16 protein-coding genes and 1 tRNA gene are annotated in these 19,513 nt (G+C 72.2%); 10 read left to right on the top strand and 7 right to left on the bottom strand.

Annotation, left to right across the window (positions count from 1 at the left end; genetic code table 11):
• Positions 1-29: 29 nt before the first annotated feature.
• The 6 genes from OG322_RS16150 (at position 30) to OG322_RS16125 (ending at position 9,121) form a co-directional block, all read left to right on the top strand.
• Positions 30-1,550 (top strand): ABC transporter substrate-binding protein, encoded by a 1,521-nt coding sequence (locus OG322_RS16150; protein ID WP_123460726.1) that lies wholly within the window; start codon positions 30-32, stop codon positions 1,548-1,550.
• Positions 1,551-1,554: 4 nt separating this feature from the next.
• Positions 1,555-3,297 carry an ABC transporter permease subunit gene (locus tag OG322_RS16145; RefSeq protein WP_329306577.1) on the top strand — a complete coding sequence of 581 codons (1,743 nt, stop codon included), beginning with the start codon at positions 1,555-1,557 and terminating at the stop codon, positions 3,295-3,297.
• The gene (locus OG322_RS16140; protein ID WP_329306576.1) at positions 3,294-4,598 is read left to right on the top strand and encodes an MFS transporter; all 1,305 of its coding nucleotides are present in this window, start codon (positions 3,294-3,296) and stop codon (positions 4,596-4,598) included. The genes OG322_RS16145 and OG322_RS16140 overlap by 4 nt, the downstream gene beginning before the upstream one ends.
• A gap of 120 nt (positions 4,599-4,718) precedes the next feature.
• The gene (cysS, locus tag OG322_RS16135; protein WP_123460729.1) at positions 4,719-6,122 is read left to right on the top strand and encodes a cysteine--tRNA ligase; all 1,404 of its coding nucleotides are present in this window, start codon (positions 4,719-4,721) and stop codon (positions 6,120-6,122) included.
• Between the two features lie 87 nt (positions 6,123-6,209).
• The gene (gene rlmB, locus OG322_RS16130) at positions 6,210-7,166 is read left to right on the top strand and encodes a 23S rRNA (guanosine(2251)-2'-O)-methyltransferase RlmB (RefSeq protein ID WP_123460730.1); all 957 of its coding nucleotides are present in this window, start codon (positions 6,210-6,212) and stop codon (positions 7,164-7,166) included.
• 278 nt (positions 7,167-7,444) lie between these two features.
• Positions 7,445-9,121: a DoxX family membrane protein gene (locus OG322_RS16125; protein WP_260146749.1), complete on the top strand. Its 1,677-nt coding sequence runs from the start codon at positions 7,445-7,447 to the stop codon at positions 9,119-9,121.
• Positions 9,122-9,282: 161 nt separating this feature from the next.
• Here the strand turns inward: OG322_RS16125 and OG322_RS16120 are convergent, their stop codons facing one another.
• The 4 genes from OG322_RS16120 to OG322_RS16105 all read right to left on the bottom strand — a co-directional run bounded on the left by OG322_RS16120 (position 9,283) and on the right by OG322_RS16105 (position 13,534).
• Complete coding sequence (locus OG322_RS16120; protein WP_123460732.1) at positions 9,283-9,993, bottom strand: nucleotidyltransferase family protein; 711 nt, start codon at positions 9,991-9,993, stop codon at positions 9,283-9,285.
• 35 nt (positions 9,994-10,028) lie between these two features.
• Complete coding sequence (locus tag OG322_RS16115; protein ID WP_123460733.1) at positions 10,029-10,442, bottom strand: hypothetical protein; 414 nt, start codon at positions 10,440-10,442, stop codon at positions 10,029-10,031.
• Between the two features lie 214 nt (positions 10,443-10,656).
• Positions 10,657-11,793 carry an ABC transporter ATP-binding protein gene (locus tag OG322_RS16110; protein ID WP_123460734.1) on the bottom strand — a complete coding sequence of 379 codons (1,137 nt, stop codon included), beginning with the start codon at positions 11,791-11,793 and terminating at the stop codon, positions 10,657-10,659.
• A gap of 340 nt (positions 11,794-12,133) precedes the next feature.
• Entirely contained in the window at positions 12,134-13,534 is a 1,401-nt protein-coding gene (locus tag OG322_RS16105; RefSeq protein ID WP_123460735.1) for an RNA-guided endonuclease InsQ/TnpB family protein, read from the bottom strand.
• A gap of 155 nt (positions 13,535-13,689) precedes the next feature.
• Here OG322_RS16105 and OG322_RS16100 point away from each other — a divergent pair.
• Positions 13,690-13,762 (top strand) — tRNA-Thr (locus tag OG322_RS16100).
• Positions 13,763-13,830: 68 nt separating this feature from the next.
• Here OG322_RS16100 and OG322_RS16095 read toward each other — a convergent pair.
• Complete coding sequence (locus OG322_RS16095) at positions 13,831-15,231, bottom strand: NAD(P)/FAD-dependent oxidoreductase (protein WP_123460736.1); 1,401 nt, start codon at positions 15,229-15,231, stop codon at positions 13,831-13,833.
• Between the two features lie 74 nt (positions 15,232-15,305).
• Positions 15,306-15,983: a rhomboid-like protein gene (locus tag OG322_RS16090; protein WP_123460737.1), complete on the bottom strand. Its 678-nt coding sequence runs from the start codon at positions 15,981-15,983 to the stop codon at positions 15,306-15,308.
• On the opposite strand from OG322_RS16090, the gene OG322_RS16085 reads away from it, so the two are divergent.
• Positions 15,969-16,937 carry an aminoglycoside phosphotransferase family protein gene (locus tag OG322_RS16085; RefSeq protein ID WP_405700088.1) on the top strand — a complete coding sequence of 323 codons (969 nt, stop codon included), beginning with the start codon at positions 15,969-15,971 and terminating at the stop codon, positions 16,935-16,937. The genes OG322_RS16090 and OG322_RS16085 overlap by 15 nt on opposite strands.
• Before the next feature lie 31 nt (positions 16,938-16,968).
• Positions 16,969-17,445, top strand: coding sequence for a GNAT family N-acetyltransferase (locus tag OG322_RS16080; RefSeq protein WP_124284653.1), 477 nt, complete (start codon positions 16,969-16,971; stop codon positions 17,443-17,445).
• A 34-nt stretch (positions 17,446-17,479) separates the two neighbouring features.
• On the opposite strand, the gene OG322_RS16075 is transcribed toward OG322_RS16080, so the two are convergent.
• Positions 17,480-18,667, bottom strand: a complete 1,188-nt coding sequence (locus OG322_RS16075) for an NAD(P)-binding protein (protein ID WP_329306574.1) — start codon at positions 18,665-18,667, stop codon at positions 17,480-17,482.
• 110 nt (positions 18,668-18,777) lie between these two features.
• Between OG322_RS16075 and OG322_RS16070 the strand changes: the two genes are divergently transcribed.
• Entirely contained in the window at positions 18,778-19,485 is a 708-nt protein-coding gene (locus OG322_RS16070; protein WP_185095346.1) for a pentapeptide repeat-containing protein, read from the top strand.
• Positions 19,486-19,513: the final 28 nt, after the last annotated feature.

Here is a 19,513-nt window from a genome sequence, read left to right as displayed (position 1 = left end):
GACAATCGTTTTCATATAAGGTCGTTGCCATGCCCCCGTCCCGACTCCGTCGCGCCGCGCTGCCGCTGACCGCGGCCGCCCTCCTCGTCCCGCTCGCCACCGCCTGCTCCGGCGGCGCGAACGACACCGCAAGCGCGTCGGACGGCGGGCAACGCCTCCGGGTCGCCATGGCCTTCCCACCCGCCCAGGCGATGTCCCCCTACGGCGACGACGCCGTCAACCTCAGCCGCCTCGCGGTCATCGAGGGCCTCACCTCCCTCGGCCGCGACGGCGCCGCGAAGCCCGCACTCGCCGCCTCCTGGAAGCGCGAGAGCCCGAAGGCGTGGACCTTCACCCTGCGCAAGGCGTCCTTCCAGGACGGCACGAAGGTCGACCCGGCCGCCGTCGTCCGGTCCCTGAACGCCGCTCAGAAGGCCTCGCCCAAGCCCCGCGTCCTGTCCGACACCGGCATCACCGCCACCGCCCAGGGCGCCGGCACCGTACGGATCACCACCACCGCGGCCGACCCGCTGCTGCCCCAGCGCCTCGCCAACCCCTCCCTCACGATCCTGTCCGCCGCCGCCTACCAGGGGGACAAGGTGAACCCGGCCGGACACGCCACCGGACCCTTCACCCTCGCCGCGGTCAAGGGCGCCGTCAGCGCCACGCTGGAGCGAAACGACCACTACTGGGGCGGCAAGGCCAAGGCCCCCGGTGCCGACGTGACCTTCGTGGCCGACGGCACCGCCCGCGCCAACGCCCTGCGCACCGGGGCCGTCGACGTCGCCGAGTACGTACCGATCTCGCAGGCCTCCCTCCTCGGCGACCGGCTCGTCCACGAGTTCCCCTCCGCCCGTACCAACGGCCTCTCCCTCAACACGGAACACGGGGTCTTCGCCGACCCCGCGATGCGTGCCGCGGCCCGCGAGGCGATCGACTCCGAGGCCCTCGTCAAGGCCGTCTACGAAGGCCGCGCCGACAGCGCGCAGGGCCTCCTCGGACCCGGCGTGCCGTGGGCTGCCGCCGCCCGCAAGGCCCCGGCCGACCGGGCGGGGGCCGCCGGCAGGGCGCAGGTCGCGAGGACGAAGCAGATCGTCCTCGCCACGTACACCAACCGGCCCGAACTCCCCGAGGCCGCCACCGTCGTCCAGCAGCAGCTCCAGAAGCGCGGCTTCACCGTCAAGCAGGTCGTCCGCGACTACGCCCAGCTGGAGGCCGACGCCCTCGCGGGCAAGTACGACGCCTTCATCCAGGCCCGCAACACCCTCCTGGACACCGCGGACCCCGTCTCCTACCTCGCGTCCGACTTCACCTGCGACGGCAGCTTCAACATCTCGCAGCTCTGCGACAAGCGCGTCGACACCGACGTGGACAAGGCCGCCGCACTCGCCGGAAACGACGCCCGCCACCGCGCCGCGATGACCGCCGAGGCCGACATCCTCGGCACCGACGCCCTCGTGCCGCTGCTCCACGAGCGCTTCGTCCAGGGGTACGACGACAGCCGTGTCCACGGCGTCGCGCTCGACCCGATGGAACGCACCCTCATCACCGCAGACACCCGCGTCGGATGACCGGGTGAAGTACCTCGCCGGACGGCTCGCCGCGCTCCTCGCGGTCCTCGCCGTCATCGGCCTGCTGCCCCGGCTGACCCGCACCGACCCCGCCCTCACGATCCTGCGCGCCCGGTACGCCGAGCGGCCGCCCACCCCCGAGACCCTCGACGCCATCCGCGCCGACACCGGCCTCGACGGCGGCCCCCTCCACATCCTCGGCGGCTGGCTCGGCGGACTCCTCCACGGCGACCTCGGCACCTCTTGGGTCTCCGGGCAGCCCGTCGCCCCCGACGCGATAGCCGCCCTGGGCGTCTCGCTCACCCTCATGGGCGCCTCCCTCGCCGTCGCCCTGCTCCTCGCCGCGGCCCTCGCCGCCGGGACCCTGCGACGCGGGGCGGCACGCCGCATCGTCACCACCCGCGCGGGCGTCGGCGCGGCCGTCCTCGCCGCCTTCCCCGAATTCCTCATCGCCGCCGTGCTCGCCGCCGTCGTCGCCGTCCGGCTCGGCTGGCTCCCCGCGCTCGGCTGGGGCACCCCCGGACAGACGGTGCTGCCCGCCCTCGCCATGGGCATCCCCGCCGGCGCGCTGCTCGGCCGGCTGCTGGACGACGCACTGCCCGCCGCGTTCGCCGAACCCTGGGCGCGCGCCGCCACCGCCGGCGGACTGCCCGCAACCCGCATCGCCCGCCACGCCCTGCGCCGCACCCTGCCCGGCCTGCTGCCCCAGCTCGGCCTCATCGTCGTCGGACTCACCGGCGGAGCCGTCGCCGTCGAGACCCTCTACGCGATCCCCGGCCTCGGCGGCACCGCGCTCGCCGCCGCACTCGCCCAGGACCTCCCGGTCCTCCAGGCGTGCGTCCTGCTGCTGCTCCTCCTCGGCATCGCCGCCGGACTGGCCGCCCGGCTCGCCTCCCGCACCCTGCTCGGCCCCGCCCTGCGCGACGGCGCCCTGCCCGCACTCCTGCCGCCCGCCCTCCCGGCCCGCCGGCTGCTGACCGCGGCCGCCGTCGTCCTGGCCGCGCTCTTCGCCGCCGTCACCGTCGCCGGACTCCTGCGCGACCCCCTCCAGATCGACGCCGCCGCCCGCCTCGCCGGACCGTCCACCGCCCACCCCTTCGGCACCGACTCCCTCGGCCGCGACATCCTCGCCCGCCTCGGACACGGCGCCGCCCGCACCGTCCTCACCGCCGTCGCCGTGTCCGCGGCCACCCTGCTGCTCGGCCTCGCGCTGGGAGCCGTACGCGCCGGAGCGCTCACCGAGACCGCCAACGCACTGCCCGCGATCCTCACCGGCCTCGTCGTCGCCGGTGTCGCCGGACCCGGCCCCTGGAGCGCCGCGGCCGCCGTCACCGCCGTCGCCTGGGCCCCCATCGCCGCACACACCAGCGCCCTGTACGCCCAGGAACGCGCCGCCCCGCACATCGCCGCCGCCCGCGCCCTGGGCGCCGGACGCGCACACCTGCTGCGCCGCCACGTACTGCCCGGCGTACTGCCCCCCGTCGTCCGCCACGCCGTCCTGCGCGTCCCCGCCATCGCGCTGGCCCTCGCCTCCCTCGGCTTCCTCGGCCTCGGCACCGCGCCCCCGTCACCCGAATGGGGCCGGATGCTCTCCGAGAACCTCCCCTACGCGGAGCGCGCCCCCTGGGCCGTACTCGCCCCCGCCGCCGCCCTCGCCGTCCTCGGCGCGACGGCCGTCCTCGCGGCCGCGGCCGTACGGGGCGCGGGACACCACCGGGGCGCACGCGGCCGCAAGGGCGCCGCGTGAGCGCCGCCCCGACCCCGCGGCCGGCCACCCCGGGCCTGGCCCCGGACCGCTACCTCCGCCTCCTGACCACCACCCAGTTCGCGTTCAACATCGGCTTCTACGCCGTCCTGCCCTACCTCGCCACCCACCTCGGCACCGGCCTCGGCATGGCCGGCTGGCTCGTCGGCCTCGTCCTCGGCCTGCGCACCTTCAGCCAGCAGGGCCTCTTCGTCATCGGCGGCGCACTCACCGACCGGTACGGGCCGCGCCCCGTCGTCCTCGCCGGATGCGTCCTGCGCATCGCCGGTTTCGGCTGGCTCGCCTTCGCCGGATCCACCGCGACCGTCATCGGCGCCGTCCTGCTGACCGGACTCGCCGCCGCGCTCTTCTCACCCGCCGTCGAGTCCGAAACCGCCCGCGAGGCCGTCCGCCACGAGAAGGAGACCGGCACCCCGCGCGCCCAGGTGCTCGCACGGTTCTCCGCCGCCGGACAGGCCGGGGCGTTCCTCGGCCCCCTCCTCGGCTCGGCCCTGCTGCTCCTGGGCGGCGGGTTCCGGGCCGCCGCCCTCGCCGGGGTCCTCGTCTTCGTCGCGGTCCTCGCCGGACACGCCCGGCTGATGCCGCACCGCGCCCCCGCGGCCCGTACGGAACGCTCCCGGGGCTCCGCCCGCGAGGTCTTCGGCAACCGCCCGTTCCTGCTGCTCTGCCTCACCTACAGCAGCTACCTCGTCGCGTACAACCAGCTCTACCTCTCGCTCCCGGCCGAGGTGCGGCACGCCACCGGCTCGCAGGCCGCCCTCGGCCCGCTGTTCGCGCTCTCCTCGCTGCTGGTCGTCTGCGCCCAGCTGCCGGTGACCCGCTGGGCCGCCCACCGCCTCGCACCGCGGACCGCACTCGTCGCCGGGCTCGTCACCGTCGCCACCGGATTCGCCGCCGTGCCCCTGGCCCCCGGCGGGCCCGCCGGACTGCTGCCCGCGGCCACGCTCGTCGTCCTCCTCACCCTCGGGCAGATGCTGCTGGTGCCGGCCGCCCGCGGCCTCGTACCGGATCTCGTCGCCGACCGGCACCTCGGACTCGCCACCGGAGCACTGTCATCGGTCTCCGGCGTGGCCGTACTCGCGGGCAGCGCCGCCACCGGGGCGCTGCTCGGCGCCCCCGCACCCGTCCGGTGGGCGGTGCTCGCCGCCGTCCCGCTCGCGGGCGCCGCCCTCGCGCTGACCCTTCCGGCGGGCGCGAACGGAAAGCGGCCTCGGCGACCGGTGGCCGGACAGGACGCGGAGGCAGCGGCACCGCGGACCCCCTCGGGAGTACGGACGCCGTGACGGCCGCACTCTCCGCGGGACCCAAGGCGCCCCGGCCGGGCGAACCCGGGCCGTAACAACTGTCATCGCAATCCCCCAAGGGGTCGCGGGGCACTGGTGCGCGCCCACTACCCTTGAGGCGTGACTATTCGCCTGTACGACACCAGCGCCCGGCAGATCCGTGACTTCGTCCCGCTCACAGCGGGCTGTGTCTCGATCTACCTCTGTGGCGCCACTGTCCAGGCCGCCCCGCACATCGGGCACATCAGGTCCGGACTGAACTTCGACATCATGCGCCGCTGGTTCGAGCACCGCGGCTACGACGTGACGTTCGTCCGGAACGTCACAGACATCGACGACAAGATCATCACGAAGTCGGCCGAGCAGGGCCGCCCGTGGTGGGCCATCGGTTACGAGAACGAGCGCGCGTTCAACGCCGGCTACGACGCGCTGGGCTGCCTCCCGCCCACGTACGAGCCGCGCGCCACCGGCCACATCACCGAGATGATCGAGATGATGCGGGGCCTCATCGAGCGCGGCCACGCCTACGCCTCCGAGGGCAACGTCTACTTCGACGTGCGCTCGTTCCCCGGCTACCTGTCCCTCTCCAACCAGGAGCTGGACGATCTGCGCCAGCCCTCCGGCGAGGGCGAGACCGGCAAGCGCGACCAGCGCGACTTCGCCATGTGGAAGGCGTCCAAGCCCGGCGAGCCCAGCTGGGAGACCCCCTGGGGCCGCGGCCGCCCCGGCTGGCACCTGGAGTGCTCCGCCATGGTGCACAAGTACCTCGGTTCCGCCTTCGACATCCACGGCGGCGGCATCGACCTGATCTTCCCGCACCACGAGAACGAGATCGCCCAGGCCAAGGCCTACGGCGACGCGTTCGCGAACTACTGGGTGCACAACGGCTGGGTCACCATGGCCGGCGAGAAGATGTCGAAGTCGCTCGGCAACTCCGTACTCGTCAGCGAGATGGTCAAGGCCTGGCGCCCCATCGTGCTGCGCTACTACCTCGGGACCCCGCACTACCGGTCCATGATCGAGTACAGCGAGGAGGCCCTGCGCGAGGCCGAGTCCGCGTTCGCCCGGATCGAGGGCTTCGTCCAGCGCGTCACCGAGAAGGCCGGCGAGACCGTCGCCCCGGCCACCGAGGTGCCGCCCGCCTTCGCCGAGGCGATGGATGACGACCTGGGCGTACCGCAGGCCCTGGCGATCGTCCACACCACCGTCCGCCAGGGCAACTCCGCCCTCGCCGCCGACGACAAGGAAGCCGCCGTCGCCCGCCTCGCCGAGGTCCGTGCGATGCTCGGGGTACTCGGCCTCGACCCGCTCGACGACCACTGGGCCGGTGAGAGCGACCGCGGCGACGACCTCCACGGCGTCGTCGACACCCTCGTACGCCTCGTCCTCGACCAGCGCCAGTCCGCACGCGAGCGCAAGGACTGGACCGCGGCCGACGCCATCCGCGACCAGCTCAACCAGTCCGGGCTCGTCATCGAGGACAGCCCGACCGGACCACGGTGGACACTCGGCCCGCGCCAGTAGTCCTCCCAAGTGCCGCCCGGCCCGCCGGGCGGCACACTTTCACTTACGTACACGTACGCACGTCTGAAGCAACGAAACAGGTAGGTCATGGCCGGGAACAGCCAGCGCAGGAACCGCCGCACGTCCAACAAGAAGGGCATGCAGGTCGGCAGCGGCGGTAACCGACGCCGCTCTCTCGAAGGCAGGGGACCGACGCCGCCCGCCGAGGCCCGCAAGAAGCACAAGAAGAACCGCATCGCGACCGCCAAGGCCAAGCAGGCCGCCAACCGCCGCCCCGCGCCCCGGCGCGGCGGCGCCAAGGGCACCTCCGAGATGGTCGTCGGCCGCAACCCGGTCTTCGAGGCGCTGCGCGACGGCGTCCCCGCCACCACTCTGTACGTCCAGCAGTACATCGACAACGACGAGCGCGTCCGCGAGGCCCTCCAGCTCGCCGGCGAGCGCGGCAACATCAACCTGATGGAGGCCCCGCGCCCCGAGCTGGACCGGATGACGAACGGCCTGAACCACCAGGGCCTCGTCCTCCAGGTCCCGCCGTACGAGTACGCGGACCCGCAGGACCTCACCGCCGCCGCGTACGACAACGGCGAGGACCCGCTGATCGTGGCCCTCGACGGCGTCACCGACCCGCGCAACCTCGGCGCCATCGTCCGCTCCGTCTCCGCGTTCGGCGGCCACGGCGTGGTCGTGCCCGAGCGCCGTGCCGCCGGAATGACCGCCGGAGCCTGGAAGTCCTCCGCCGGAACCGCCGCCCGCACCCCGGTCTCCCGGGTCACCAACCTGACCCGCGCGCTGGAGGCGTACAAGAAGGAAGGCATCACCGTCGTCGGCCTGGCCGCCGACGGCGAGCACACCGTCGAGGACCTGCAGGCCCTCGGCGGCCCCGTCGTCATCGTCATCGGCAGCGAGGGCAAGGGCCTCGGCCGCCTCGTCGGCGAGACCTGCGACTACCGGGTCCGCATCTCGATGCCCGGTGGCGCCGAGTCCCTGAACGCCGGTGTCGCGGCCGGCATCGTGATGTACGAGGTCGCCCGCCGCCGCGCCTGAGAGGCCGTCGGGTGACCTCGGACCGGGAAGCGTGCGCCGCCAGGGGCGCGTCCGCCCGGCAGAGCCACCCGGCAGCCTCCGAGCCGCCCGGCAGCACCACCCGCACGGGCGGCGGCCGACGGAGGAAACCCCCGCCGCCCGTCGGCCCCGGACGGCCCTGCCCCGGGGGCGCATCCGACCGTGCGTACGCCCCACCGCGCCCCGCTACCACCGGTTGACGGGCCTCGGACACTTCGACACCGTCAAGGCAGTGTCCTAAACACACATCACTCGGTTAGATGAGTGTGGACACCAGAACGCCTCGGTTCGACGAACAACCCGCCCTGAGCATGACCAAGGTGGACTGCGACCCTGCGCAGGTCATCGTCAACCACGCCAGCTTCCGGGTGCAGCTCGCACCCGGCCAGCGCGCACGGCTGCGCGGTGTGACCCCCGCCGGTGCGCCCAGGATCCCCGCCATGAGCGGCCCCGGAATGGGGCGCGGCCGGCGCGCCCCCGTCGTGTGGAGCGGCAGGTCCGCCCCCGGCGACCCCGGCGCCACCGGACTGCTCCAGGCCGTACGGAACTCCACCGCGGCCCGGCCCGGCGTCACGGGCCGCCCCGACACCGCGTACGACCCCTACGACCCGTACGCCTCGTACGAGCTCGAAGGCGGACGCGGCGGAGCCGGCACCCAGGTCATCCCCCGTCTCGAAGAGACCCAGCCCACCCCCGTCATCGGCGGCCCCCGGTCCGGCGGGCCGCTGCTGCCGCCCATGCGGCAGGCGGTCGGCGCCTTCGACCCCGTCGAGAGCGGACCCGGCCCCTACGCCGCGGACGGATACGGCCCGGACGACTACGACCGGGACCGCGACCGGGACGACGACGACTTCGACATCACCGACACCCGCGACCGCCGCCAGAGCGCCGACTCGGTCCGGCACGCGTACTACCCCGGCCGACGCATGAACCTCGGCGTCGTCCTCCTGCCCATGCGCGTCTTCCTCGGCTTCATCTCCATCTACGCCGGCATGGGCAAACTCTGCGACCCCGTCTACTTCGACGGCGGCGACCGCGGCTCCATGGTCAAGTGGCTGACCTCACTGCACCCCTGGGCCCTCGCCGAACCCCTCCGCGAATTCGCCCTCTCCCACCCCGTCGGCGCCGGACTCAGCATCGCCTTCCTCCAGGTCGTCGTCGGGGTCCTCACCGTCCTCGGCCTCTGGCAGCGCGTCGCCGCCTCGGTCGGCGCCCTCCTCTCCGCCGCACTCCTGGTCACCGTCAGCTGGCGCACCGTCCCCGTCTACGACGCGCCGGACATCATCTACCTCGCCGCCTGGAGCCCCCTGGTCATCGCGGGCGCCCCCGTCTACTCCGCCGACGGACGCCTCGCCGGGGAAGCCTGGCGCAAGCTCGGCCCCCGATCCGAGATCTGGGACCTCCGCCGCCGCGTGCTGCGCCGCGGCGCGGTCGTCGCCGCCGTCGTCGTCGGCCTCACCCTGCTCATCGGCTCCGTGCTCGGCGGCGCCGTCCGCTCCTCCGGAGTCGTCACCGTCCCCGGACCCAACGGTGTCCCGACCAACCAGCTCCCCGGCTCCCCGCTCCCCGAGAAATCCCGCAGCGGCGGCAAGGCCTCCCGGTCCCCGGCCGGACAGCAGCCCACCCCGTCCCGGAGCACCGCCCCTCGTACCCCGTCGGCCAAGCCCTCCACACCCGCCACGGGCACCGTCCGGGAGTCGGGCCAGGCAACGGCGGGCACGGGCCGGCCCAGCCAGACCCAGGGCACCGGCCAGCAGCCCCCGCAGCAGACCACCCCCCAGCAGCCACCCCCGGCCACCAGCTCCGGCCCCAGCTCCGCCGGTCCCACCGGAGGCTCCACGGCAGGCGGCTCGGACCCCGGCAACGGCTCCACCGGCTCCACGGACGGCTCCGCCGGGGGAAGCGGCCGCAACCCCATCGGCGGCCTCCTCGGCTGACCCGGGCCCACCGCACGCCGAGAGGGGCGGGCACCGGATCCATCTCCGGCGCCCGCCCCTCTCGGTGTGCGTGTGCGTGTGCGAACAGGGCGGACCCTGGTGAGGGGCGGGCGGACGATGGGGTTGCGGCCGCGAGGCCAGCATGATCCAAACGAGAGACCCTAGCGCCCGTCCAGCTCCTTCGCCGCCTCCGTCAGGTCCTTGGCGGTGTCAATGGCCCGCCAGTACGCCCCGTGCGGCAACGGGTACCCGGCCAGCCTGCGCTCCCGCGCCAGCCGGGGGAACGTCGTCCGCTCATGATCACCGAGGTCCGGCAGCATCGCCGTGAACGCCGGGGAGAACACGTACACCCCCGCATTGATCAGATACGGCGACGGCGGCGACTCGATGAAGTCGGTGATGTGTCCGAAGGCGTCCGTCTCCACCGCGCCCCAGGGAATGCGGGGCCGGGCCAGCGCCAGCGTCGCGGTCGCATCGCGCTCCGCATGGAACGCGGCCATCTCACGCAACGAGAAACGCGTCCAGATGTCACCATTGGTCGCGTACCAGGGCTGCTCCGGATCGGGCAGCCGGGCCGCCGCGTACTTCAGCCCGCCGCCACGCCCCAGCGGTTCGGACTCCACCACCGTCGTGACCCGCAGCGGCAGCACCGCCGCGTCCAGCCACTCCTGCAGCACCTCGGCCAGATGCCCGCACGACACCACGGCATCGGTCACGCCTTCGGCGGCCAGCCAGGAAAGCTGATGGCCGATGATCGGAGTCCCGGTACCCGGGATCTCGACCATCGGCTTGGGGCGGTCATCGGTGTACGGGCGCAGCCGCGATCCCTGGCCACCCGCCAGGATCACGGCCTGCGTCGGAAACGTATGCATGTCAGGCACGATATGCCGTGCCTGACCGGGACCGGTCAGCTGAACTGCGCGACACCCGAGGCGAACGACGTGTCGCAGACGGGACGCGAGAACCGGTGCGCCCGCGTCGGACCGTACTGCTCGACCGCCGCCTTGCCCAGCGCCTTCGCGATCGACATGCAGTGCCGTGCGAGCGACGGACGCCCCTCGACGGCACGCTGGAGGTCCGTCAGAGCGGCGGCGGGGTCCTTCTCCCGGAGCTCCAGGAGAAGCCTGTCGCGCAGGATGTCCTGCGAGGTGCGCGGCTTGGCGCGCTTGGAGACGGTCTGGGCCGAGGCGGTGAGCATCTGCGAGTCGGAGTTGTGAGATGCCCACGGCACGGCGGTGACCGCGAGGGTCCCGGACAGGACCATGACGACAGGCAGTACGAGAGCGAGAGTTCGGCCGATACGGCGCGCGGTGTGGGTCACGCAGTGAGCGTAGCGGGCAGTGATGAATCGGCGACATTACGTCACTCGCGCGAGGGATGGTTCGAGAGTGTTTTTCGAATCCTGTGTTGACGAACCGGAGCGAAATGACCGTTGTGCCGGGGAATTTGACGTCCGCCCCCCAAACCCCCGGAACGCGCGTCGGCCCCGCACGGAGTCCGTGCGGGGCCGACGGCGTACAGCGGGCGGTGCGAAATCAGTCGGTGAGACGCTCACCCGTCGAGGTCGCGAAGACGTGCAGCTCGTCCGGGCGCGGCACGACGTGGAGCTTGGTGCCCTTCTCCGGGACGGCGCGGCCGCCGACGCGGACGACGAGGTCCTTCTCCTGCTCGCCGACCTTGGCGGAGCCGTAGACGAAGCCGTCGGCGCCGAGCTCCTCGACGACGTTGACCGAGACGGCCAGACCGGCCGGGGCGTCGGCGGAGTCCTTGGTGAGGGACTTCGCGGCGGCGCCGCCGTGCTCGACGATGTCGAAGTGCTCGGGGCGGATGCCGACCGTGATGGTCGTGTCGCCGCGGTCCGCGGCGGCGGTGAGCGCGGCACGGGAGACCGGGACGACGCTGTTGCCGAACTTCACGCCACCGTCGGTGATCGGGACCTCGACGAGGTTCATCGCCGGGGAGCCGATGAAGCCGGCCACGAAGAGGTTCGCCGGCTTGTCGTACATGTTGCGCGGCGAGTCGACCTGCTGGAGCAGACCGTCCTTGAGGACCGCGACGCGGTCACCCATGGTCAGCGCCTCGACCTGGTCGTGGGTGACGTAGACGGTCGTGATGCCCAGCCGGCGCTGGAGCGAGGCGATCTGCGTACGGGTGGAGACACGGAGCTTGGCATCGAGGTTCGACAGCGGCTCGTCCATGAGGAAGACCTGCGGCTCACGCACGATGGCGCGGCCCATCGCGACACGCTGACGCTGACCACCGGAGAGCGCCTTCGGCTTGCGGTCGAGGTAGTCGGTGAGGTCCAGCATCTTGGCGGCCTCTTCGACCTTCGCCCGGATCTCGGTCTTGTTGATACCGGCGATCTTCAGCGCGAAGCCCATGTTGTCCGCGACGGACATGTGCGGGTAGAGCGCGTAGTTCTGGAACACCATCGCGATGTCCCGGTCCTTCGGCGGCAGGTGCGTGACGTCGCGGTCACCGATGCGGATCGCGCCGCCGTTGACGTCCTCAAGACCCGCGAGCATGCGCAGGGAGGTCGACTTGCCACAACCGGAGGGACCGACGAGGACGAGGAACTCGCCGTCCTCGATGTCGATCTCGAGCTGGTCAACCGCGGGCTTCGTGGAGCCGGGGTATACGCGGGACGCCTTGTCGAACGTGACACTGGCCATGCTGAATCTTCTCCTCCACCGGCAGGAACGTGCCGGACGATCCGAGTAAGGGAGTGGTCTGGTCCACTTGAGTGAACCTTCCGCGACGCTACCTGGCCATGTCGAATCTGTCAGTAGTTCGAAGGGGAGGAATATCTCCCAGGCGGGGTGGGGAGCGGCCCGGCCTGTGCCCGCCGGGGCAGAGCAACGCACTTTTGACCCGTGTCGGTGACAACACTTCCTGATTCAACGCCCCTGCCACCCGGTGTACCCCTGAAGGGCCCAGCCGACCGGTCTTATGCGGACTCCACAGGCTTGGCGGCCGACGGCCCGTCGGTCCGCACCGCAGTCCTTCACTTCCTCACGCAGCCAGCAGTACGTCCGCCGGCTCCGACGCCTTGATCGCCGACGGTGGTGTCCGCCCCGGCGGGAGCGCGGAAGCCACCAGCCAGTACAGCCGCATGCCCTCCTCCCGGAGGTTTTGTGCCGCGTTCACGTCCCGGTCGTGCACCGCACCGCACTCCGCACAGGTCCACTCCCGCACGGCCATATCGAGTGAGGGCCCCTTCGCGTGACAGCCGGAACACCGACGCGTCGACGGGAAGAAGCGGTCCACGATCACCAGCGTCCGCCCGTACCAGGCGCACTTGTACCGCAGTTGCCGGATCAGCTCGCCCCAGGCCGCATCGATGATCGACCGACTCAGCCGGGCCTTGCGCCGACGCCCCTTACCGACTGCCGGACGCAGCAGATTCATGATGGCCAGGTCTTCCACCACGAGCACTTGGTTCTCGCGCACGAGGCGGGTGGTCAACTGGTCCAGGGTGTCCCCGCGTACATCGCTGATCAGCGCGTACAGCCGAGCGATGCGCTCCCGGGCCTTCGCCCGGTTCTTCGATCCCTTCTTCTTCCGATGCAGTCCCCTCTGGAGCCGCGCAAGCTCCTTTCCGTGCTTCTTCAGCAGCCGGGGATGATCCACCTTCGTTCCGTCGTCCAGCGTCACCAGCGCAGCCAGGCCGAGATCGATCCCCACAGCTCTCGGCTCGCGCCCGTCCGCTACGAACGCCGCGGGCAGGGGCTCGATCCGCTCCTCCACCAGGACCGCGACGAAGTACCGGCCCGCCCGGTCCCGGGTCACCGACAACTTCACCGGAGCGGCTCCGGCGGGCAGGGGTCGCGACCACCGCACGTCCAACGGCACCGTCTGCTTCGCCAAGGTCACCAGCCCGGTGCCGGGCCGCTCGGGATCCTCTGTCCATCGGAAGCCGGTCCGTACATACGTCGCCGAATCCCGAGACCGGTGCTTCCGCTTCCGCTGCGGGTACTTCGCGTTCTGTCTGAAGAACCGTGTGAACGCCCCGTCCAGATGTCGTAACGACTGCTGCAGCACCGTCGACGACACCTCACGCAGCCAGGACGTCCCCGACGCCTGACGCCACCCCGTCAACGCCCGGCATGACTCGGCGAACCCCACCGACACCCGATGCCGCTCCCAGGCGTCGGCTCTCAATGCCAGCCCCTCGTTGTAGACCCAGCGGCAGGCCCCGAAGGTCTTCTCCAGCTGCTCGGCCTGCGACTGGGTCGGGTAGCAGCGGTACCGGTACACGCGCTGCTGCGTACCGGGCTCCTTGGCCCGGCTCCTCATGGCGGTTGACGCCCGGCCGCGGTGCTTCGTGCGGTCGGCGATGCCCAGCGTCTCGCGCTTGATGCGCTTGGCCTCGTCGCCCGTCACCTGTGTAGGCCGGTCTGCCGTGTCCGTCATGCCCTCGCCCCTCGGCTGTCCGATATCCGGATCAGTACGTCAGTGTTCTTAACGCACGGGCGATCGGGCGGTTACGGGGGCTGCGGAACTTCGTGGATTGGTTGGTGCGCGCTGTGTAGAGTGAGAGTTCGCGCGTGTGGATTGACATGCGCGTTGCCGCCTTAGCTCAGTTGGAAGAGCTCCGGCTTTGTAATCCGAAGGTCGTCGGTTCGATTCCGACAGGCGGCTCAAAAATCCCAGGCCAGCGCTCTGCCGGCCTGGGATTTTTTTATGCGCGGAACGGCCGTTCCCAGCGGTCAGTGCCGCCCCGCCAGCCGGTCCGCGATCTTCGCGATCGGGTCGGTGCCCGCGCGGGGTGAGGTGAGTTCGCGGCGGTCGGCGGCGCGGTAGGCGGCGTACATGCCGTGGACGCCGAGCCAGCGCAGGGGTTCCGGTTCCCAGCGGCGGACCTTGTGGTTGACCCAGGGCAGGGTGGTTAGTTCGGTGGGGCCGGACTGGCCGGAGTCCTGTTGGATCAGGTCGCGCAGGGTGCGGGCGGCGAGGTTGGTGGTGGCGACGCCGGAGCCGACGTAGCCGCCCGCCCAGCCGAGGCCGGTGGAGCGGTCCAGGGTGACGGTGGCGCACCAGTCGCGGGGGACGCCGAGGACGCCGGACCAGGCGTGGGCGATGCGGGTGCCCGCGGTGGTGGGGAAGAGGCGGACGAGCAGGTCGCGCAGGGCCTCGATGGTGGCGGGCTGGGTGCGGCCGTCGTTGTCGGTGGCCGAGCCGTAGCGGTAGGGGATGCCGCGGCCGCCCAGGGCGATGCGGTCGTCGGCGGTGCGCTGGGCGTACAGGTAGGCGTGGGCCATGTCGCCGAGGGTTTCGCGGCCGTTCCAGCCGATGGTGTCCCAGAGGGAGGCGGGGAGGGGCTCGGTGACGATCATGGAGGAGTTCATCGGGAGCCAGGTGCGCTTCTGGCCCTTGATGCCCGCCGTGAAGCCTTCGGTGCAGCGCAGTACGTAGGGGGCGCGGACCGTGCCGTACGGGGTGATGGCGTGTTTGGGCTTGATCTCGGTGACGGGGGTCGACTCGTGGAGGGTGACGCCGAGGGCCTCCACGACGTCGGCGAGGCCCTTGACGAGTTTGGCGGGGTGCAGGCGGGCGCCGTGCGGGGTCCAGGTGGAGCCGACGGCTCCGGTGACGCGGACGCGTTCGGCGGTCTCGCGGGCGCCGTGCAGGGTGCGGTCGGTCTCGCCGAAGGCGATCTCGGCGGAGTGGAAGTCCTTCAGGCGGGCGAGCTGGGCCGGGGTGCAGGCGACTTCCAGGACGCCGCCCCGGTGGATGTCCGCGTCGATCTTCTCCTCGTCGGCGACGCGGATGACCTCGGCGACGGTGTCGTTCATCGACTGCTGGAGGCGGACGGCCGCCTCGTGGCCGTGGAGCTTCGCGTAGCGGTCGCGGCCGGCGATGCCGTTGTAGAGCCAGCCGCCGTTGCGCCCGGAGGCGCCGTAGCCGCAGAACTTGGCTTCCAGGACGGTGATGTTGAGGAAGGGGACGGCCTTCTTGAGGTAGTACGCCGTCCAGAGTCCGGTGTATCCGCCGCCGACGATGCAGACGTCGGCGGTGGCGTCGCCGGGCAGAGGTTCGCGGGGGGTGGGGGTGCCCTGGTCCGCGTACCAGAAGGATATGCCGCCGTTGACGGTGCTGACGGTACTCATGTTGCCCCTGCTGTCCGTGTGACTGGCTGGCTGTCTGGCCGGCTGTGGAGTGCGGTGCTCTGTTCGGCTGGACGTTACTGGGCAGGGGCCGGTTTCGTCTCGTGGCGGTGGTGCCGGGTCAGTGGGTAGCAGGCGAGGCCGATGAGCACGGCGGTGAAGTGGCCGATGTCGGTGAAGGTGGCGCTGGTGACGAGGGGGATGCCGTAGATGACGAGGACGGCGAAGAGGTACACGTACCGCCAGGGGTGCGGGATGTAGTAGGTGAGGACGGCGACGACGCCGGCGAGTGCGTAGCTGACGCCGACGTCCAGGGTGTTGGCGGCGGTCGCGGGTGCGTGGCCGTGCCGGATGGCCCAGGCCAGCACGCCTTCGCTGACGAAGGTGGCGAGGATGTGGGCGGCGGCGGCGACGGCGAGCCAGCGCAGGGTGCCGAGGCGGCGTTCGGCGGGGGCGTGGAAGACGGTGTAGAGGACGGCGTAGGGGAGCCACTCGCCGCCGTCGATCCAGAAGGCGCTGTTGATCAGGACGCGTACGGGGTCCTGGGACAGTTCGTGGATGTTGGTGGAGCGCTGGCGGAGGAAGTCCTCCTCGAAGTCCGGTGACATCTGGTGGACGATGACGGTGGTGATGAAGAGGGCCGTCAGCCAGATGTAGGTGCCGGGGGCGCTGCGGATCCATGAGCCGGCGCCGCGGAGCCACGTGACGGGTGCGGGGCGGGGCCGCGTGGGCGGGGCGGGATGGCTCGGGGTCATAGCCGATTGACGCACGCTCCTACGATCGGGGGCGTGATTGACATTCCGGATGCGCTGATCGCCACTCAGTCCAAGTACAACGGTGAGGCCGGGCGGGCGTTTCTCGCCGCGTTGCCGGGGATGTCCGCGGAGTTCCTGGAGCGGTGGGGGCTGCGCCGGGACGGCGAGGCGTTGTACGGGGTGTGTGCGCTGGTGCTTCCGGTGGTGCGGGTGGCGGACGGGCGCCCGGCCGCGCTGAAGTTGCAGGCGGTGGACGTGGAGACGGCGGGGGAGCCGCTCGCGCTGCGGGTGTGGGGTGAGGCGTCGGCGGGTGCGGTGGAGCTGCTGGACCACGACCCGGCGACGGGGACGATGCTGCTGGAGCGGCTGGACGGGCATCGTCCGCTGTCGGGTACGGCCGATGTGCGGGAAGCGGTGCGGGTCGTCGCGGAGTTGCTGGCGGGGCTGACGGCGGTGCGGGCTCCGGCGGGGGGCGGTTTGCGGGGGCTGGGCGAGGTGTCGGCGCGGATGCTGGCGGCGGCGCCGGGCGCGGCGGGGCTGCTGGTGGACGAGGGGGAGCGGCGGCTGCTGGCGGACTGCGCCGCGGCGGTGCGAGAGGTGGCGGGGGAGCCGGGGGACCGGTTGCTGCACTGGGACCTGCACTTCGGCAATGTGCTGGCCGGGCGGGGCGGGCCGACGGGGCAGGCGGTGCGGTGGGTGGCGATCGATCCGAAGCCGCTGGCCGGTGATCCGGGGTTCGAGCTGCTTCCGGCGCTGGCCGACCGCTTCGACGCGGGGACGGTGGGGTGGCGGTTCGATCTGCTGACGGGGGCGCTGGGGCTGGACCGGGGGCGGGCGCGGGCGTGGACGCTCGGGCGGGTGCTGCAGAACGCGTGCTGGGGTGCCGAGGACGGTGCGCGGCGGCTGGCGCCGGAGCAGGCCGAGATCGCGCGGCGGTTGCTGGGCCGGGCGTAGTGCGCGGCGCGGTGCTGCTTACGCTGCCCTCATGATTCGTACCGCTACCGCTGCTGATGTCCCTGCCCTTCACGCGATGGTCCGTGAGTTGGCCGATTACGAGAAGGCGCTGCACGAGGCGAATGCCACCGAGGAGCAGTTGCGTGAGGCGCTGTTCGGTGAGCGGCCCGCGGCGTTCGCGCACATCGCCGAGTCCGACGAGGACGGTGAGGTGGTGGGCTTCGCGTTGTGGTTCCTGAACTTCTCCACCTGGCGTGGGGTGCACGGTATCTATCTGGAGGATCTGTATGTGCGTCCGGAGCGGCGGGGCGGCGGGCACGGGAAGGCGTTGCTGGGGGAGCTGGCGCGGATCTGTGTGGAGCGTGGCTATGAGCGGCTCGAGTGGTCGGTGCTGAACTGGAACGCTCCGTCGATCGCGTTCTACGAGGCGCTGGGTGCGCGGCCGCAGGACGAGTGGACGGTGTACCGGCTGACGGACGGGGCGCTGGCGGAGCTGGGCGGGCGTTAGCCACCCGGTCGGGTCGGCGGTCGGCGGTCGGCGGTCAGAGGCGTGGGGCGCTGGGCTCGGTGTGGTTCTCGGTGGCCTTGAGGGCGAGGAGGGCTGCTTTGATGCCGCTGGTGAAGGAGACCTCGCTGAGCAGGCCGGGGGCGGCGACCTGGTCGCCCGCGAGGTAGATGCCGTTGCCGCGGTCGATGGCGGGCCGGTCGCGCCAGGTGGTGCCGGGGTGGTCGACCGCGCCGGTGCGGCCGGTGGCGAGGGCGTCGCGGCGCCAGACGGTGCGCTCGCGCCAGCCGGGGTAGCCGAGGTCGAGGAGTTCTTCGGCGCGGGCGGTTCCGGTGGCCCGGGACGCGTCGGGGGCGATGGGGAACTGTCCTTGGAGGAGTTGTTCCCCGTGGGGGGCGAGGGTGCGGTCCTGGGCGGTGAACCGTTCGATCCAGCCGGGGGCGTCGAGGTCGGACACGGCGAACGCGTCGCCGCGGCGGGTGCGCAGGGCGAGGTCGATGAGGGCGGTGCGGCCGGAGGCCCAGGTGAGTGCCGGGTCGCCGAGGAGGGTGCGGGCGGCGTCGAGGGAGGTGGCGACGACGACCGGGCCGGTGCGGGCGAGGGTGCCGAGGGCGGCGGAGTCGATGCGGCTCGCGGTCTCGATGCGGACGCTGAGGTTCCAGGCGCGGGACGCCATCCGGTCGATGATCTGGGCCCAGCCGCCGATGGGGTAGCGGGCTTCGGGCGGCAGTGCGCCGGCGCGGTGCAGCCGTTCCTGGACGAAGGCCGCGGAGAGGCTGCCGGGGTCGTGGTGGAAGAGGGCGACGGCGGTGTAGTGCGCGGCCGTGCGGGCGCCGTCCTCGCCGATCTGTGCGGTGGCCCAGGTGCGGAAGTCGGTGTCGACGGGGGCCTGTGCGGCGCTGCGGCGGCTGAGCCGGAGGAGGGCGAGGGGCGGGGTGCGGCGCAGGGTGGAGCGGTGGCGGAAGCGGAGCCGGGCGGCTTCGAGGGGAGGGACGGTGGTGGTGGGGCCGAGGAGGTTGCGCCGGTCGAGCCAGCTCCAGTGGGGGCCGCGGCGGTAGAGGGCGTGCGGTCCCTCGTTGGTGCGGTACGGGCCTTCGGCGGTCCTGGCGCGTCCGCCGAGGGTGTGGTGGGCCTCGTGGACGGTCACCAGGGCGCCGGATTCGGCCGCGGTGATGGCTGCGGTGAATCCGGCGAGGCCGCCGCCGATGATGTGGATGCGCTGCATGGTCCCGGTCTCCTTCGCTGGAGGTGTCTTTGGGTACATGACGGGCGGCGGGAGGCCGGGTGTGACATCGGCGGCGGGGCGTTGTCAGTGGGGTGCGTCACGATGGGGGGATGGTGCGCAGCAGCGGTAGTGGTCAGGGAAGCGGCAGGGGCCGGGGCGGTAAGGACGGGGTCGCGGTGGCGCGGCGTCCGGAGGTGAGGCTGCCGCCGCTGGAGCCGTACGGCGGCGGGGGGCTGGAGCCGGACGGGGATTACGACGGGGTGCGCTTCGAGTCCGTGGATCTGGCGGACGAGTCGGGTCCGGGGGCCCGGTTCATGGACTGTGCGCTGGATGGCTGCGCTCTGGACCGTACGGAGCTGGTCAGGGCCCGTTTCATCGATTCGGTGCTGACGGGGGTACGGGGGGTGGGCACGGATCTCGCCGGGGCGTCGCTGCGGGACGTGGAGATCGTGGACGCGCGCCTGGGCGGGGTGCAACTGCACGGTGCGGTGCTGGAGCGGGTGCTGGTGCGGGGCGGGAAGATCGACTACCTGAATCTGCGGAAGGCGCGGCTGAAGGATGTGGTGTTCGAGGGCTGTGTGCTGTCCGAGCCGGATTTCGGGGGCGCGCAGCTGGACCGGGTGGAGTTCCGGGACTGTGTGCTGAAGCGGGCCGATTTCAGTGCGGTGCGGATGGAGTCGGTGGATCTGCGGACGGTCGCGGAGCTGGATATCGCGCGCGGGGTGGAGCGGCTGGCGGGTGCGGTGATCAGCCCGTCGCAGCTGATGGAGCTGGCTCCGGCGTTCGCGGCGCAGATCGGGGTGCGGGTGGAGGCGTGAGGGCCGGGCCCTGGCCTTCGGGCCCGCT

Origin of the sequence: Streptomyces sp. NBC_01260, from assembly GCF_036226405.1 — a bacterium.
Lineage (GTDB): Bacteria > Actinomycetota > Actinomycetes > Streptomycetales > Streptomycetaceae > Streptomyces > Streptomyces laculatispora.
The sequence above is the reverse complement of the archived record's forward strand: the minus strand, read 5'-3'. Positions and strand labels throughout refer to the sequence as shown.

What these genes read in the sequence shown, in the direction of transcription:
- OG322_RS16150 (WP_123460726.1), top strand. Translation starts at nt 30, where the DNA reads ATGCCCCCGTCCCGACTCCGTCGCGCCGCGCTGCCGCTGACCGCGGCC.
- rlmB (WP_123460730.1), top strand. Translation starts at nt 6,210, where the DNA reads ATGGCCGGGAACAGCCAGCGCAGGAACCGCCGCACGTCCAACAAGAAG.
- OG322_RS16125 (WP_260146749.1), top strand. Translation starts at nt 7,445, where the DNA reads ATGAGTGTGGACACCAGAACGCCTCGGTTCGACGAACAACCCGCCCTG.
- OG322_RS16120 (WP_123460732.1), bottom strand. Translation starts at nt 9,993, where the DNA reads ATGCATACGTTTCCGACGCAGGCCGTGATCCTGGCGGGTGGCCAGGGA.
- OG322_RS16110 (WP_123460734.1), bottom strand. Translation starts at nt 11,793, where the DNA reads ATGGCCAGTGTCACGTTCGACAAGGCGTCCCGCGTATACCCCGGCTCC.
- OG322_RS16105 (WP_123460735.1), bottom strand. Translation starts at nt 13,534, where the DNA reads ATGACGGACACGGCAGACCGGCCTACACAGGTGACGGGCGACGAGGCC.
- OG322_RS16095 (WP_123460736.1), bottom strand. Translation starts at nt 15,231, where the DNA reads ATGAGTACCGTCAGCACCGTCAACGGCGGCATATCCTTCTGGTACGCG.
- OG322_RS16085 (WP_405700088.1), top strand. Translation starts at nt 15,969, where the DNA reads ATGGCTCGGGGTCATAGCCGATTGACGCACGCTCCTACGATCGGGGGC.
- OG322_RS16090 (WP_123460737.1), bottom strand. Translation starts at nt 15,983, where the DNA reads ATGACCCCGAGCCATCCCGCCCCGCCCACGCGGCCCCGCCCCGCACCC.
- OG322_RS16080 (WP_124284653.1), top strand. Translation starts at nt 16,969, where the DNA reads ATGATTCGTACCGCTACCGCTGCTGATGTCCCTGCCCTTCACGCGATG.
- OG322_RS16075 (WP_329306574.1), bottom strand. Translation starts at nt 18,667, where the DNA reads ATGCAGCGCATCCACATCATCGGCGGCGGCCTCGCCGGATTCACCGCA.
- OG322_RS16070 (WP_185095346.1), top strand. Translation starts at nt 18,778, where the DNA reads ATGGTGCGCAGCAGCGGTAGTGGTCAGGGAAGCGGCAGGGGCCGGGGC.